Origin of the sequence: Ruminococcus sp. AF37-20, from assembly GCF_003460465.1 — a bacterium.
GTDB lineage: Bacteria > Bacillota > Clostridia > Oscillospirales > Ruminococcaceae > Hominimerdicola > Hominimerdicola aceti.
The window spans coordinates 119,543-136,471 of sequence record NZ_QTVE01000008.1; the positions used below are offsets into that span (position 1 = coordinate 119,543).

A 16,929-nucleotide genomic window follows, 5' to 3' on the forward strand; every position below is an offset into this window, starting at 1 on the left:
CAAGGAGGACAATAACGTGAGCAGTAAAGGGCAGCTTAAAAGAGAAATAAAGAAATGCAGACTTACTATCGAGGAAATAGAGCGTAAGAGATCACGTTCACAATCAGCACTGGTTCAGGCAATTCTTTTGCAGGAAGAGCCTAACGAAATGGACGTTGAGTGGTTTAACAAATACACAGGCGAGATAACCGCTTGCAGAAATCACATGATAGAATTGCAGAAAGAGCTTGACTCGATGAAATAATGGAGGTCGCCAAAGTGGCTGAGCATAAAGTGATAGAGAAAGCAGACAGCGAGGAAGAAAAGAAGAAACGCAAACTGCTTATTATAAAAATAATACCGGTTGCAGTGCTGGCATTTATACTTATTGCGGTCAGCTTGGCTTGGTTTACCCTTGACAAAGCACTTGACCTTGACTCTTTCGGCATGAAAAGTGTTGATTCGCCATTTGAACTGAAAACAGTAGGAAGTGCCAATGTGCTTAAAGCTGAGATACTTGACAGCAATGATTACTCTAAGGTGTCTGATGACAGCAATATCACTTCTGAAGAAAACAACAAGATCTACTGGCTTCTTGATGAAGAAAGCGGTATGACGAATGGTATTAATCCTGGTAGTCATGGAAAGCTTACTTTTTACGTTGTCCCGAACCAGTCGGGGGAAATGGAGATACAGTTCAAGTTGAGTATCACGGGGTATGCAGAGAATAAAAACGGCGACAGCGTTTCATACGAAAAGGTAATTGATGAAAATGTTACAAACTTTTTGAATGGACACATCATGTTTTTTGAGAAATATGATGAAAGCACTCACACATATTCCGATTTTCTTAGTGATGAAACATTCACAAGGACGTTTAAAGATTGTAAAGTAGACGTTCCGCAGGAAGTGAACGTATATTGGGTGTGGCCGAACACTCTTGGTCAGATACTGATGAAAAGCACAGATGAAAATCTGACAGAGAAAAACGTGCTGTTTGATGATGACAGTAAAGAACGTTTGGATTTTGCGGAATATATAAAGGGTAATTTAAGCTTGTTCTTGTCAGGTGATGCAGATAAAGAACAAAATAAAAAGGTTATTGAGAAAATACTTAATGGTGATAAATACAGCACAGCACAGTTATCATCACTAAGCTCCATGTATAATGACGCTGACGAAAAGATAGGTACAAAGGTGCAATATATCCTTGTTGAACTAAACGTATAAATAAGAATATTAACTTTGCCCGGAGGCAGTTGAAAGTGAAAGCTAATAGAAATCAGAAAATTAATAGAATATGCCACAAGCTTTACAGCAAGTATCGCAAGAATGTTATTTCTTTAGTTACCGCTGCCGTATTGCTTGTCACGAGTATGCCTCTTGCAGACATTTCAGGTGTTGTGTCTAAAATGGTATCAACTGTCACCAATGCGATCTCAGCTATGGCGGCAGAAACATATACTGACATTTCTAATGATATTAAAAGTGGCGTTTATACCATACAGAATGCAGACGATTTTAAAAAGCTTCTTAATGCAGACCCTTCTGTTTATCAGAATATCACTGTATTGTTTTCAAACAACCAATCTCAGTTTAAGGCTTCTGATTTTACAGGAATAGAAAAAGGACTTGGCAATGAAAATTATCCTTTCATGGGAACAGTCAAAGCAAATGAGGGTTCAGCTATTAATCTTCCTATTAATTTTGCTCTGTTTGAATATCTTAGTGACAGTGCAAATTTAGATACTATTATTTTTGCTAGACCCGAAGATAAAAATTCAGCTTTGCTTGCTGAGAATGTTATACACGGTGATGTGGCTTCAGCTAATAAGTGGAAAATAAAAGCTGATCCTGTAGATGATTCAGGTGCTACAATTTATAAATCCTTCACGTCTGTTATAGGCAATATGAAAAATGGAGCAAAGGTCGATCTTGATATCACTCTAAGTAATAATGTCAAGGCGGAAGTATCAGACGGTGATAATGCCGGTCTTGCCTGCGGCACTATGGACGAGAATGCAAGTCTTGCTGTAAGCCTGTCAAGCGGTTTGCTTGACGTTTCAGGCAAGTCGAACGCAGGTGCATTTGTTGGAAAAATGAGTGCTGGTGCAGCACTGAACATTGACAAGTGCAACAGCTTGACAAATATAAATATATCCGCAAACAACGCAGGCGGACTTGTGGGAAGTGCAGAGAATGCAGAAATAAATGTCGGCGAAGGTGTCACCCTTACCATGACCGGAAGCGTTACAGGCTCTGTAACTGTGGGCGGTCTTTTCGGCTCTTATACATATAGTAAAGCCAACGAAAAGATATTTGATATTTCAAAATTCAGTGGCATGAAAATGACCCTTGCTTGTTCATCAGGAGATACCGCTGACAGTGCGGCTGTTGGTTCTGTTTTTGGACTGCTTACAAATGGGACGGAGAGTGCAAAAATTAGTATCACAGGCACCGCTAATGATACTATTACTTCAAACTTCAATGGCACTGTCAGGGCAGGCTTTTATGGCGGTATTGTCGGAAGATATTCTGCCAATTCTCTTAAATCTGAACTTGCACTCAGCGAAGTTACTGTAAATGTGACCGGTTCATGCAATTCTACTGATTTTGGTGGGCTTATTGGTAAGATAGGTGATAACAGCAGGGCTTATGTAAGCGTCAAGAATGCCACTGTAAGTATTAAGAATCCCACATCATCACAAAATAATTATGGCGGTCTTGTGGGCTATGCAGATCAGGCCTTTATTGATGTTGGCGGTAAAGTCACAGTTACTGCAAATGATGTTTCTGCAAGCCAGAGCGTCGGCGGTATTGTTGGTAAATTTAATAAAAATGGCGTTGTAAGGCTTGGCGGTGAAACAAACCTTTCAGGCTTTTATCCTAAGGACGCTAGCAAAAACAGATGTCAGATAGTAGGAAATAGAGGCAATGCTTTGATCTATAGCTTAAGCGGCTGGTCATTTACAAGGACAACTTCAAAAGTCATAGACGATATGGATTGGGGCGGAGTGCTTCGACTTAACGATTCCGATCTGCTTGAGAGTGCTGACGGTGTTCTGTCTTTTGATGGATCAGGGCATACTGTTACAATAAATGGATTTCCTAATAACAATATAACCATAAGCAATAGGGCAGATTTTGCCCGTGCGGCTTTGATAATGCAGCATGATAGCAATGATTTTGTTAAGTACAGCGAAAATTCTGTAGGTAAAACAACAATGTCTGCGGCAAATATCAGCCTTAATGCAGATGTTGATATAAGCGGCACAGGTCTAACCGGCTTTATGCGTGATAATGGTGAGGATACTTTCACAGGCACTCTGAATGGCAATAGTCATAAACTTACCATGACCGTGGGAATAGAAAATGATAAGATAGTTTTCCATACTCACAACGGACTTTTTGCGAAGACAAGCGGTGCAAAAATAAGCAATTTAAAGCTTGTTTCAAACTTAAATATTGTCGGTGACAATGCTTCTGGCGGTGATGCTTGTTATATTGGTTCTGTATCTGCATACAACAGCGGAGCTTTGACTATCTCCAATGTTACCGCTGATGTGACCGCAGCCCCAAGTGGAGCGTATACGAATTTTGTCGGAGGTCTGGTTGGATATGTTGCTGAAGCCACAAGTGAAGTTTCATTCACTAATTCTGCTGTAACAGCAAATCTTACATACGATAATAGCACAACAACGAAAGACTGCACTTGTCTTGGCGGAGTTATCGGAATGGTAGGTGCTGTTACATCAAAGCCTACAACCGGTATTAAATTTGATAATGTTACTGTTGGCGGAAGTATAACTGACAATCACACAGGAAGTAACTCTAGAGTTGGCGGACTTATTGCAGAGGTCGGTGCTAAGGATAATTCAGCTTCTGTTGTACCTAATAAGATATCTATCACCAATGTTAATATTAATGCTTTAACAATAAATTCTAGTGGTAAATCAAATAGCGGTGGATTTTTAGGGCATAACTGGTATAGAGTAGAAATTGATCTGAATAGTTTGAATGTAAACAATTCAAGCTTAACAGTGAACAATGGCACAGAACTGGGCGGTCTTGTACTTTCCACAACAGGTTATTGGAGCATAAAAGAGGTTAGCTTTGACGGTGTGAAAGTGAAAGCAAAAAACTGTAAAAATTTCGGTATGCTTGCCTCAACTCTTTTTGGTAGAGATTATGACTCTTATGGCTTTGACTATTTTAAAGGTGAAAATGTCAATAATTACAGAAGCTCACGAGATGCAACTTATTTTGAACTTACTAAACCTAATGGATATAAGATCTCACAAGATACTAAGATAAATATAAGCCCAAGCTATTCGTATTTTGATGAGATAGCTCGTTGTAGTATTTATTATTCTTCTTCAGCTAGTTTTATATCTAATCGTCAAGCCATAATTTCAATTCCTGCTGTTACAGCGGACGGAGAGCGTTTGCTGTATATGGACGGAAAGAACTGCAATACCTATCAAAATCAAACAACAAATAATGGTGCTGTGTGGAAAAATAATTCTTGGGCAAGATATTATTATAACCTTGATGTATATAAAAACGGTAAAGCCACCACAGGCGGAGCTAAGGCTGTTGAGTGGAGCGCAAAGCTTTTTGCTGCAAATAATATAAAAGCATATATTAATAGCAAAAATATAGATTTTCCAACAGATGCAGAAATAGATTTGACAGGATATTCATTTTATCCAGTTGATACAAATGGTTGTAATATAAAATCAAATTCAACTATTACTTTTGAAAATAATGGCTTTAATCAGTCTGAAAGTGTATCAAGCGGTAATAGTGACAATTATGCCCGCACAACTGACGGCATGGATGGAACAAGCTTAAATAATGTACATAATCAACATTACATGATGCAGTGCGGACTTTTCAGGAATGAAAATGGAGCTGTTACCATAAGCGGCAAACTGACCTTTAAGGGAAATATCGGTAAGGTGAATGGTGATTCAGGTGCATTGGTTTGCGGCTCGGTTGCTGACGACACCAATACTTCAAAAAAATCTGTCAAAATTACCGGCAGTATCGTTCTTGATGATCTGTATGTGAATGACGGTGAAACAATAAGCGACTATGCCCCTTTGCTTATAAATAAGATAGGCAACATGACAGAGATCACTATACAAAATGTGTCACAGAAAAAACACAGTACGACCGCTGAACAATATTACAAAGGCGGACAGAATTATGCTGCAACAAGCCTTATAGGCAATGTAGGAAGCGAAAAGGGTCAAAATATATCTCTGACTTTCTCAAATATCAAGCTTGACGCAAGTAATAAAAATTCAATTTTCAAAAATGCTACTTTGCTTGAAAGCTTTCAGCACTCTGACGGCGCAGGCTCTTCTGCAATATACAACTATAAATGGGACGACGATTGGGGTACAGAAGAAAAGCATAATGTAACCTACGGAAAAGAAGTGTCTGACACCATAAAGAATCGTGTAGATGATGTGAGCAGGCAGAATAAATATCATGGCGATTGGAGTAGAGATGACAGGTATACTTCCCCTGATAAAAATAACGCAACAGAGGAATATAGCTTTGCTAATTACAAGCCATATGTTGCTAAAACTGCTGTTACAGGTCAGACCGACAAAACTTATGATGAGATAGACGTAAACCTTGAGCGACCATATCTTATAGAGGGCTGCGGAACATACTCTGACCCGTATATACTTGACGCTTCTACTCTTGCCGAGGTCGCACGAGTTATCAGTACAGCCGCACCTACAAATGGCTGGGAAGTAAACTATAATGCAAACGCTTCTGCCGATAGATCGACTGTTGATGCTGGTAGTGCTTTTTGCAAAGGCACCAAGCATGAAACCTATACTTATGATGGTGCAGGCAATTTTGTAAGCGGAACGAAAAAAGTTTCAAAAGATAACCTTATCAAATATCTTTGCGAGGCTTATTACAAGATAGATGATGATATAGTTCTTGGCAGTTCTTTTGCAGGTCTTGGCGGAACATCAAACAGTTACGTTTTCAGGGGCGTTATCGTTGGACAGAAGAAATCTGACGGAACATATCCAACTATAACCAATAACTCTGCAAGCCCGCTCATTAGGTTCAGCAGCGGAAGTGTTGTAAAAGATATCAATATAAAATATACCAAAGAAGTAACGCTTTCAAAAAACAATAAAAATAAATTAAATTACAGTACCGGAAAGACGGAGTATTACGGCGGTGTTATGGGCGTTGTGTTCGGTGGAGATAATATCATTGATAATGTCAAGGTAACAAATCCTAATATAACATTTGCAAATAACGATAACAACCAAAAACATCTCATTACTGCAGGCGGATATGTTGGTGCCATAGTTTACGGCGGCGTTATTTTCAGAAATATGGGCAACGTTGCCAAAGACAGTGCGCTTACGGTCAGCAATACTGAGGCAGTGGACGAAAACGCAGATACCAACCTCTTTATCAATCCATATATAGGCAGAGTTGTAAACGGCTTTGCTATCGAAGAGGGAACAAAGTTCGGTAAGTCAACTAACCTTGACAATGGCAGGAAAAATTATCTCATCACACAGTTTAAGAGTGAGCTAAGTGATGATGAGAAATTAAATGTTATTGCCGGCACGACAAATACCATTGAAGTGCCTAATGCACAAGCGTTGTTTATGCTGTCTATCATATCACAGTCCGGTATGGGATATACAGACCGTAAAAACAATACTTGCGGCTATGGTCATTATACTTTTACTCGAAATGCAGACTATTCAAAAGTTGGCTCAGCTGCATTGACTTCTGATGATAGAGATTACAAAACTGCGATCTCAGATTATCAAAGACTTGAAAAGGCTACAAGCAAGGAATATGAAAAGAAAAATTCTGTAATGCTAAAAAAATATACAAAGCCAAGTGAAAAAGGTCTTTATGAAGCAAAGTGGGTACACGAATTAAATAAGAACTTTACTGTTAAACTCACAGGAAATGGAACCTATGACCTCACCGACACCGGTTTTCGTGGTATAAATCAGTTGTTTGATGCAAAGGATAGTAACCTTGGCGACATTAAATGTGATTATACTTTATCTTTGACAGCTATCCAGGGAAATGATAAGACTATAAAGCTCGATACAGATATAAAAGCCTATGCTGTGAAAATAACGGATAACAAGAGCGGTAACACTATTGAGTTTGAAAATGTGGATAACTATAAATATCGCACCGCATTTGCCTCCGTAAAAGGAGTTGGGCTGATAAACTGTTCAACGTATGCTCTGACTGTAGATAGTCTTAAGCTTTCCGGCAAGATCAGCGTTAAGACATATAACAATGACGGAAAATCGTATGTTAATGAAGACCTTTCTACAGGTGGTATTGTTGGCGGAGTACAGGGTCAATGCAAGTTTAGCGGAATAACCTTGACCGATCTTGAAATTTACGGTGCATATACTGTGGGAGGACTTATAGGAAAGTCAACAAATAATATCAATATAAGTGGCGTTAAGTCTGAAAACAGCGGCATTTATGTTTATGGCGGATTTGAAACAGGCGGTCTTGTGGGAAATTCTCAGAAGGGCAGCGAATTTAATGTTAAGGATTCCAAGATGACTATTAATAAAGTTGAATTTGCTAATCTTGATAAAGGCACAGGTACTTGGTTTGGCGTAGGTGGAATCGTAGGCTCTGCAAATATCAAAACGACAATAAGCAATGTTCAGCTTACACCTTATAATACAGACAGCTTTATCGGCTCAAAAAAAGACAATAAACCCCTTGCTACTCTGACAATGAACGAGGGCGGTCTTATAGGATTGTCTAACGAAGTATGCACAATAGAAAACACAAGCGTCAGCGTCGATGTTTATGGAAGTAATGCCGGCGGATTCGTTGGAATAAACAAAAAACAGTTGTCTGTCAATGAGAACTGTTATTATGGCGGAACGTCTGACAAATCAGCCTGCGGCGTCTATGGTTATGCAAGTTCAGGCGGAATGGTCGGCAAACAGAATGCGGCTGTGACCATATCAAAGTCTGCTGTAAAAAATGCAGCGATAGGTATACCAACTGCTAAAAATGGTGATGCAGGTATCGGAGGTTATGTCGGCATAAAAGCTAATGGTGATCTGAAGATAACTGATTGTGAAGTCAATAATGTTACGCTGTCAGCAGAAGATAAGTCCAATGGTGCAGGTGCAGGCGGTGTGATCGGTCATAATGACGGCGGCAGCACTTATGCTTATGATATTCTCATAAATAAATTAAGTTATAACAAAGCCAATGAAAATGTGTCTGTTTCTAACTTGATAGGTTGGAACATGGATAAAAATCTATCGTCTAAATTTATTGGAGTATCGGTAAATAACACGGATTGTTTACCTGATATACAGTATGGTGATTCACAGATACCTGCCGGCTTCACCGCTGTTCACTCCGACTACAACGGTACTCAGGATAATACTCAAAATATCGGTGATGGAAGCGGCACGCACGTTGCTATCAATTCACCTTATGTCAATATAAACCCAAGCAAAACCGTTGGTGATAAAATTTTCACAGGCGATCTTGTTGGCGGAAATATGCAGACTATCATCAGTGACGCTGCTTCTTATACGAATGGCACAAAGACAAAATCCTATGGCATAAACAGTACCATAAAGACATATGCAGAGAATTTGGATAAATCAAAGCTTACATCATTTCGTCAGGCCTCTGAGCTTGATGTTCAGGAGCTGAATGATCTTCCTGTTCTGCTTATTGATGATAACTCATCGTTAAATATCACACAAATGCTCGCAAAGTATATCTCAGTTCTGACAAATTATGATGTTTTAGACAGCAGTTCAAATAAGCTGAAAACAACAGACCTTATGAATGTCAGCACAGCGACTTATGTGTATGATAACGGCAGTTTAAAAAAATCAGACAAAAGCACTCTTACATTTAACAGCAAGACAGGTTATTTCAAGGTCACAGACGGTCAGTATGACAATGACGGCACAAACAGATTTACTGTCATTACTCTCGATTATACCGACCCAACGGGAAGCGGCAAAACTGCTCTTAGACTTCATATTCCTGTTTTTGTAAGAAAGGTGCTTGATTTCAGCTTCCAATCTTATGTTATCTCAGGCACAGACTATAACCATTCTCACTATACGGATAAAACAAAGCTTGCTTTTGAGAGCTTTGACGCACCTGTTACTACTTATTTTAAGTATTCCTATTACAAATCCGCTAACGAATGGGAAAAAATGCTCAATAACGGTGATAGTCTGCTTTGGAGCTTTGATAAAAAGCTTTATCTTATTGGTGATAATGCCGCTGACAGTGGTGTGCTTACCGATGATACAAAGCTAACTCTTGTTGATGCAAATAACAATGACAAGACTTATCATTCTGCCGCAAGTGATGCTAAGTTTAATAAAACAACCGGTGAGCTTGACTTGATAAATATAAGTGGCTTTAAACCGGTTACAATGAATGATGTACTGTTAAGATATGCGTCGGTAACAGCTAAAGAATCATCTGACGGAACACTTGTTGAAGCGGATGAAGCTACAGCTACTGTAAAAACAAGCGACGGCAAGTATTATAGACCTGCTGGGGAGGCTGAAACAGGCACTTATAAGATAATTGTTTCAGCGAACAGTGATACACCGAAAAATGATAATGACGAAATGATAATAAGTGAAAGCTATTATCTCACTATCACCATTCCGGAAACGGGAAGCTCAAAAAAGGTCATCAAGAACTTTGTGAATTACTATAGTGGTAATACGTCAAGAAAGCTCAATGGCAATCTGCCTACACATCTTGTTGACAGCAATACCGGTACATATGTTATTGCAAATTTCTTTAAGCAGGAAGTAAGCGTTGATGCTCATGATCCGGAGGAGATAACAGCGTCAAATAACTTTATCCATGCCACAATGACTTCAAAGATAAGCATCGATCAGAGCCTTAGAGATACATTTAATGGCTATAAGAGTGACGATTTCAATATGTATCAGGCGTTTAAATTCTCTATGAAGAACTTTGATGAAAAAGACGCGGCAGCTAATGCAAGGATCATTGCAGGAACTTCGGTGAATGTTGATTACAGCATTTTAGACAGTTCAGACACAGAGTTATCAAACGCAAAAATAAGCAAGACGGAAACGCTTTCAGAAGCTAAAGACAGCTATATGCTGATGTATCCCGATTCGGTCTACGATTATATCAATAGTGACACAAATGGCTCTATAACTGTCAAGGCTGATATCAGCTTAACTTACGGTACTGCGGGGATCATAGATCAGTTCCCTGAGCGTAAGGACGGGGATACAAAAACCGGTATAGGAGTAAATGCGGCGTCTTATGTTGCATATAGCCAGAACAATATTGAGAACAGCTCTATCTCTAAAAGTGGAGATATGCCTGCCAGACACTACTATAGAAAGGCAATGACGGTGGCACAGCTAAACTATAACGTTGCAGAGTCAACGGTTCTTGAGTCGAAGGATTCACCATTTTCACAGCTTGGTATCAATGCCAAAGATATGACTACAGAAGAAATGGCAATAACAGCAAATGCTATCTATGATCTGTCTGCTTTGAGTCGGTCAACAAAGGACAGCGGCAAAAAAATACAGTATACCTTGAAGCTTTATGTTAAGGACAATAGCGGCGATTATAAGCAGACAAACGATATTAGCAAATATCTCAGTAGCTTTACTTTGGAAAACGCCACATCAAGCAGCGGTCTGAATGGCAAGGAGTGCGTTTTTACCACTGATTATAATGGCGAAGAACAAAACACAGCCGTTACGAAATTTACAGTAAAAACAGGCAAGGCTTTTGAGGAGCAGGGACTTACCTATGCAAACTACAGGGTCGAGCTTACAGCGGTGCTGCTTGATGAAAAGAACGAGAAAGTAAATGGAACTACCGCAAGCGACTATGTTGTTTACACAAACGCAAAAATAGAAACAGGCTTTATAAATTCATAATAAGCAGGCATTTTCAGGAGAAAATTATGACAAAAAGCATTTTTGGAAAATTCAGAAAATTAGAAAAAAAGAAGAAGCTCCAGCTAGTCATAGCAGTATCTCTCTCGGTGGTACTGCTTGTGGCACTGCCTGTTTATGCGTGGTTTACTCACAAACGTTCTATTGCTCTTACAACAAAAATAAATGCCCCTACTCAGCTTTATATCACCGCAGGAAACAAAGAATCTGTGGCAAATCTTGAAATGGCAGATATAGACGTTGAGGACGGCAATTATAAAGACTTTGTTTTCGGCATAGGCGGGGCAGACGTGCAACAATATCAAATACAGCTTGCACATACAACGAATATCCCTTTTGAGTATGAGATATACCGTGCAAAAGACGTGCCGGAAGCTGATAAAAATAATGATACTGTAGTTTATGTATCTGATGAAGAGAATAAAACGTTTTATTACAATATAGACGGCAATAAGATCTCGGGACATTATCTCAATCAGCAAGGCTCGGAGATACTTGCTGACAGCACGCTTCATGAAAAGTCTTATGACAGCTACGGCAATGTTCAGAAAAATGCCGAAGCGCTTTATTGGCAGTCGGACGCACTTGCAGTAACTGACAACAAAGACCCGTTTTGCGATTATTTTATAATCAGAGTAAAATGGAATGAAAATGTCCAAAACAATAAAGAAACTGATATGGTCTACCTTACAGTTCAAAGAAAGTAATATATCACCAGACAGAAAGGAGGGCGGCTGCTATGAAAGACCAATTTATAAAAAAGCTTAAAAGATCGTGGCTAGCAATATGGATAGCTTTTGCGGCAGCCGCACTCAGCACTGTTGGCGTTTTGGCGGCTTATACCAGCGTTTCAAGTGTAAAGCGAGTTGTATCCACGCAAAAGGGAGCAGGCATGCTGTTTTCATCTAATTATCTTACAACAGATGAAAATGATCTTCCAAGGACGATAACTTTTAGCAGTATGGAAAACTCGCCTTGTGTGACAGTCAATGTGTGCAACTATCCGCAAACAATGATAAAGCACAATGATAAGGATATCACATACACCATTACAGTTGAGCTTGTGGACAGCAGCGGAAATGCTGTTACCGGAGAAGAAGCTGCTAAATACTCGGTTGAATATGGCGGTGAAAATAAGACTTTTGAAAATAATTCAAAAATTGTATTTTCTTCACTTGTGCTTAAATCAGATGATTTCAACAAGCATGAATTTGTGCTGAACTTTGATAAGTCACAGCTCACAAAGTCTGATATATACATGAAAGTGACAGCCGCACCTACAGATCAGGCAGAGTTGAAAACGCTCTCCGCAAAGCTTGGCGTTATCTATATAAATGATAACACATCGGCAACATGGACAGGCACATTCATTGACAATGCTACCTCGCCTAAAGATCTTGACGGCTTCAACTACCGCCTGTCAGGCAGTGGCGAGGGTACTGTCACCCTGACATGGAACACAAAATATGTTGATATCAGCACATGGTTTAAAAACACTTACAGCCTGAATGTTTCCACAGATGTAAATACAAAAATTGCCACAGCAACTTTGAAAGTGAATTCTGCCGAGAAAAATCAATATGACATTCAGTTCTATCGAACGAACGGCATAAACGGTGCGGAGCAGTGGTCTGACGGTAATCATACCGATATTACGGTGAATGGTACGGGATTTGTTTCAATGAGTTTCACTCAAAGCACAGCGAAAGAAAATTAGAATATGTACAAAAAAACGGACTGCAAGCAAAATGCAGTCCGTTTTCTTTTGTAGGGGCGAACAGTGTTCGCCCGTTATTATATCCGTGTAATGTTCAGTACGAAAGCTTAGAGTGCAGACTTCAAAGCCTCAGCAAGCTGAGCAGGACATGATGTGCCGCGTCCGTTGCAGTCGATACCCTCAAGTCTGTCGATAACGTCTTGAACCTTCATGCCCTCAACAAGCTTTGATACACCCTGTGTGTTGCCGTTACAGCCACCTGTGAAATGCACTTTCTTTACGATACCGTCCTCGACCTCGATATCTATTTTTCTTGAACATACTCCCTTTGGAGTGTAGCTGATCGTTGCCATTTGAAAAACCTCCTAAATTCTTGCTACGCCTGTTTCTCTTGCAGCCTTTGCCACAGCCTCAGCCACGGCGACCGGTACTGACCTGTCAAAAGAGTTCGGCAGAATAAATTCCGCATTGAGCTTGTCCTCAGGCACACAGCCTGCGATAGCCTTTGCCGCAGCCATTTTCATTTCCTCGTTGATGTCAGAAGCCCTTACTGCAAGCGCACCCTTGAAAATTCCTGGGAAAGCGATAACGTTGTTTATTTGGTTAGGGAAGTCTGAACGTCCTGTGCCAACGATAAACGCACCTGCCGCCTTTGCTTCGTCAGGCATTATCTCAGGAGTCGGGTTAGCCATTGCGAAAAGTATAGGCTTATCATTCATGGATCTGACCATTTCAGCGGTCACAAGCTTTGGCTTGGAAACGCCTACGAAAGCGTCTGCACCTTTGAGTGCGTCAGCAAGAGAGCCGTGAAGCTTGTTCTTGTTTGTGACCTTAGCCATTTCAGCATGAGCCTCGTTAAGATAATTGTCGCCCTCGCAGATTATGCCCTCACGGTCTACCATGATAAGGTTGCCGATACCAAGAGAAAGCAAAAGCTTTCCTATAGCACAGCCAGCCGCACCTGCGCCGTTTATAACAAGCGTGATATCCTCTATCTTCTTGTTTGCTACCTTGCAGGCGTTCATAAGTGCCGCACCGACAACGATAGCAGTTCCGTGCTGATCGTCATGGAAAACGGGGATATCAACTTTCTCTTTAAGCTTTGCTTCTATCTCAAAGCACCTTGGAGCGGCGATATCTTCAAGATTTATTCCGCCGAAGCTGTCTGATATCATAGCGATAGTGTTTACTATTTCGTCAACGTCATTGGACTTTATGCAAAGTGGAAAAGCGTCAACGTCTGCGAACTCCTTGAAAAGTGCGCATTTTCCCTCCATAACAGGCATACCTGCCAGACCGCCAATATTGCCAAGACCAAGCACAGCAGAGCCGTCTGTTATAACAGCCACAAGATTTGCACGTCTTGTAAGCTCATATGAAAGGTCGGGATCTTTCTGTATCTCAAGGCAAGGCTGAGCAACGCCCGGAGTATATGCGAGAGTAAGGTCTTTGGCATTGTTTACCTTTGCTCTCGAGCAGACCTCTATCTTGCCTTTCCATTCTCTGTGTTTCTGTAGGGATTCTTCCATTACGTTCATTTTATACAGTCCTCTCTATTACAGCCAAACTAGGCTTTGTTACGCATTAAAGGAACATTACCGCATGATAATGTCCCTTTATTATACCATATTATTTCTCTGTTTTCACAGCCGCTTTGTTAGCTTTTTGTGAATTTATATGAATGAGCCTTAACAGCTTATCAAGATTTTCCTTGTCTGTGGTCATGCTTCCGATATGCGTCATAGTTTCATTGTACAGACCGTGGAAGTCAGAGCCGCCTGTTACTATCAGGTCATGCTCCTTTGCGATGTCTGCAAGCTTCTGCTGTTGAGTTGGAGTAGCAGAGTGATGATATGCTTCAATTCCGTCAAGCTTGCCTGCCTCGATAAGTTCAAGAAGCAGTTCGGTGTTGTTGAACATAACAGGGTGTGCCATAACAGCTATGCCCTTTGCGGAATGTATAAGGTCAAGCACAAAGTTTACGTCAGGATATTCACGGGTCACAAGACATTCACCGTTTGGATATGCAAAAAGCTTGTCGTTCACAGAGCCGTAAAGCTCAGTGGCATAGCCGTAATTTACCAATGCCCTCATGATATGCTGTTTGAAAATGCTTTTAGAGCTTTTTGTGTAGCGCAGTACGGCGTCGGCAGGGATAGGATACCTCGCCGTCACCTTTTCTATCATTTCCTTTGCGCAGTCTTTTCTTATCTGGCATGACTTCAGGCAAAGACCCTCGAGCCTGTCCGGCTTTTGCGGTGCATAGCACAGAATGTGTACTTTTGAATTGCGCTTCTTGTCCCATGCTGAAAGCTCTACAGCAGGAATGACCTTGACCCCATAACGTTCACCAAGTATTTGCGCTCTGCTTGATGATGAAAGAGTGTCATGGTCTGTTATCGCAAGAAAGTCAAGTCCCATTCTTTTTGCCTGAACAATGACCTCTTCTATACCAAGCGAGCCGTCAGACAGCGTTGTGTGACAATGCAGATCTCCTGTCATACCTTTGTTCCTCCAAATCTATAAAATATATCTGTCATTTTCTGTATATATAGTACAGCCGTTAAATTTGACTAAATAATTATAACATATTTTATATACATTTGCAAGCGCTTTTGAACAATTTACACAAAATTTGCACGAAAATTATATTATTTTGTCGTATATGACAAATCTACAGTGTCGAAATAGTGCGATTTAACGAAATATCAGAGCTTATATCCGAAGAATTTTTCGCAAAACCATACGTCTTTTACCTGAAAACTCCTGCCGTTCAGATATTCAAGTATACCTGCGTCAGTGGTGAATTTAAAGGTGAGCTTGTACGAATAAAGTGCCTGCGTTTTCACATTGTATGCACGGTTGACTTTATTTATTCCGTATTTGCCGTCACCGAGAAGTGGATAGCCAATGTGAGCAAGGTGCGCCCTTATCTGATGCGTTCTGCCTGTGATGAGGTCAACTTCGAGAAGAGCAAGGTCGTCAGTCTTGTTTTCCGCAAGCACACGATACGATGTTATCATAGTGCGGCTGCCCTGAAACTTTTTGTCAGATACCCTGACAGTTTTTGTGGTTTCATCTTTCTGATGATAAGCCGTGAGCCGAGCGGACTTTTCCTTTGGTATGCCAACGGTCACGCAAAGATAAAGCTTTTCAAGCTCTCTGTCTTTTACCTTTTGATTAAGCACACGCAAACTTTCAGCATTTTTCGCACATATTACGATGCCCCCTGTGTTGCGGTCGATCCTGTTGCAAAGGGCAGGAGCAAAAGACAGCTCCTCCTCAGGACGATATTCACCCTTTTCATAAAGATAGTGCTGTATCCTGTTTATAAGCGTGTCCGCCGAGCCGCTTTCGTCCTCATGTACCACAAGTCCGCACTTTTTGTCGCAAAGGATAATATTCTCGTCCTCGTAAATAATATTCAAAGACGTTGGCGCACTGAGAAAAGCAGGTCTGTCAGCAACTTCGCCCTCGAAAAATTCGTCATTGATGTAAAGCTGCATAACGTCACCGCAAGCAAGCCGTGTGGATATCTCACAGCGTTTGCCGTTGACCTTGATACGCTTTAGGCGCAGATATTTGTACAGCAGATTTTTAGGCAGCTTCGGCACAGCCTTTGTGAGAAACTTGTCAACACGCTGACCTGCATCATTCTGATTTATGGTAAATTCTCTCATGTTATACCTCAGAGCTTCACACGAGCGGAGAATCCCCCGTCAATAAGCTCGTCAAGACCCGTGCTGTCAGCACCGCTTTCACGGAGAAGCAGAAGAATTTCTGACATATCGCAGGCCTTGCCTTTACGGCGGGATATCTCCTCTTCACATTTGATAGCATATTGTAAAGGCTTTTTGTCAGCAGGGAAGTTTACATCTGAGCCTTGAGCGATGAGCCATTTGATGAAATCAACACTTCGCTTGTCAGGCTTGAGAACGCCATCCTGCTCCACGAGGTCTGCACTTTCGATCGCAGTGAGCAGGAAAGTAAGCCCGTTGCTGTCAGTGTCGTTGTAGTCCACATCATCAGAGATGAATAAGAATTTAAGCTCTTCCAGTTCACGCTTTGAGAGGGTGTAGTTGTATTCGTCATATGATCTATTCATGTTACGTCCTCCTGAAATTATTACTATAGTGATATTATAACCTAAAGTGTGGGAGAATGCAAGGGGGGAGCGGTATTAAGTGAGGAGTGAGGAGTGAGGAGTGAGGAATGAGCAAAGCTGACCAAAGTTGTGCC

The 16,929-nt window shown here is 40.8% G+C and carries 10 protein-coding genes; 5 read left to right on the plus strand and 5 right to left on the minus strand.

Annotation, left to right across the window (positions count from 1 at the left end; translation table 11 throughout):
- The first annotated feature begins 16 nt into the window (after positions 1-16).
- Genes DW015_RS07195 through DW015_RS07215 form a run of 5 tightly spaced genes read left to right on the plus strand, consistent with a single transcriptional unit; the run spans position 17 to position 12,690 of the window.
- Positions 17-244 carry a hypothetical protein gene (locus DW015_RS07195; RefSeq protein ID WP_022286677.1) on the plus strand — a complete coding sequence of 76 codons (228 nt, stop codon included), beginning with the start codon at positions 17-19 and terminating at the stop codon, positions 242-244.
- 14 nt (positions 245-258) lie between these two features.
- Positions 259-1,209 (plus strand): hypothetical protein, encoded by a 951-nt coding sequence (locus DW015_RS07200; RefSeq protein WP_117905152.1) that lies wholly within the window; start codon positions 259-261, stop codon positions 1,207-1,209.
- Positions 1,210-1,244: 35 nt separating this feature from the next.
- Complete coding sequence (locus DW015_RS07205) at positions 1,245-10,955, plus strand: hypothetical protein (protein ID WP_117905153.1); 9,711 nt, start codon at positions 1,245-1,247, stop codon at positions 10,953-10,955.
- 26 nt (positions 10,956-10,981) lie between these two features.
- Positions 10,982-11,680, plus strand: a complete 699-nt coding sequence (locus DW015_RS07210) for a hypothetical protein (RefSeq protein ID WP_117905154.1) — start codon at positions 10,982-10,984, stop codon at positions 11,678-11,680.
- A gap of 32 nt (positions 11,681-11,712) precedes the next feature.
- Positions 11,713-12,690: a hypothetical protein gene (locus DW015_RS07215; RefSeq protein ID WP_117905155.1), complete on the plus strand. Its 978-nt coding sequence runs from the start codon at positions 11,713-11,715 to the stop codon at positions 12,688-12,690.
- 107 nt (positions 12,691-12,797) lie between these two features.
- On the opposite strand, the gene DW015_RS07220 is transcribed toward DW015_RS07215, so the two are convergent.
- The 5 genes from DW015_RS07220 to DW015_RS07240 all read right to left on the minus strand — a co-directional run bounded on the left by DW015_RS07220 (position 12,798) and on the right by DW015_RS07240 (position 16,795).
- Entirely contained in the window at positions 12,798-13,043 is a 246-nt protein-coding gene (locus tag DW015_RS07220) for a TIGR03905 family TSCPD domain-containing protein (protein WP_022286682.1), read from the minus strand.
- 12 nt (positions 13,044-13,055) lie between these two features.
- Positions 13,056-14,228: a malic enzyme-like NAD(P)-binding protein gene (locus tag DW015_RS07225; protein WP_117905156.1), complete on the minus strand. Its 1,173-nt coding sequence runs from the start codon at positions 14,226-14,228 to the stop codon at positions 13,056-13,058.
- A 91-nt stretch (positions 14,229-14,319) separates the two neighbouring features.
- Positions 14,320-15,192, minus strand: a complete 873-nt coding sequence (locus DW015_RS07230) for a PHP domain-containing protein (protein ID WP_117905157.1) — start codon at positions 15,190-15,192, stop codon at positions 14,320-14,322.
- 206 nt (positions 15,193-15,398) lie between these two features.
- On the minus strand, positions 15,399-16,370 hold the full coding sequence (locus DW015_RS07235; RefSeq protein WP_117905158.1) for an RluA family pseudouridine synthase: 972 nt from the start codon (positions 16,368-16,370) through the stop codon (positions 15,399-15,401).
- A gap of 8 nt (positions 16,371-16,378) precedes the next feature.
- Entirely contained in the window at positions 16,379-16,795 is a 417-nt protein-coding gene (locus tag DW015_RS07240; RefSeq protein WP_117897562.1) for a hypothetical protein, read from the minus strand.
- Between the last annotated feature and the right edge of the window lie 134 nt (positions 16,796-16,929).

Coding starts and splice junctions, on each gene's coding strand:
- DW015_RS07210 (WP_117905154.1), top strand. CDS start 10,982: ATGACAAAAAGCATTTTTGGAAAATTCAGAAAATTAGAAAAAAAGAAG.
- DW015_RS07215 (WP_117905155.1), top strand. CDS start 11,713: ATGAAAGACCAATTTATAAAAAAGCTTAAAAGATCGTGGCTAGCAATA.
- DW015_RS07220 (WP_022286682.1), bottom strand. CDS start 13,043: ATGGCAACGATCAGCTACACTCCAAAGGGAGTATGTTCAAGAAAAATA.
- DW015_RS07225 (WP_117905156.1), bottom strand. CDS start 14,228: ATGAACGTAATGGAAGAATCCCTACAGAAACACAGAGAATGGAAAGGC.
- DW015_RS07230 (WP_117905157.1), bottom strand. CDS start 15,192: ATGACAGGAGATCTGCATTGTCACACAACGCTGTCTGACGGCTCGCTT.
- DW015_RS07235 (WP_117905158.1), bottom strand. CDS start 16,370: ATGAGAGAATTTACCATAAATCAGAATGATGCAGGTCAGCGTGTTGAC.
- DW015_RS07240 (WP_117897562.1), bottom strand. CDS start 16,795: ATGAATAGATCATATGACGAATACAACTACACCCTCTCAAAGCGTGAA.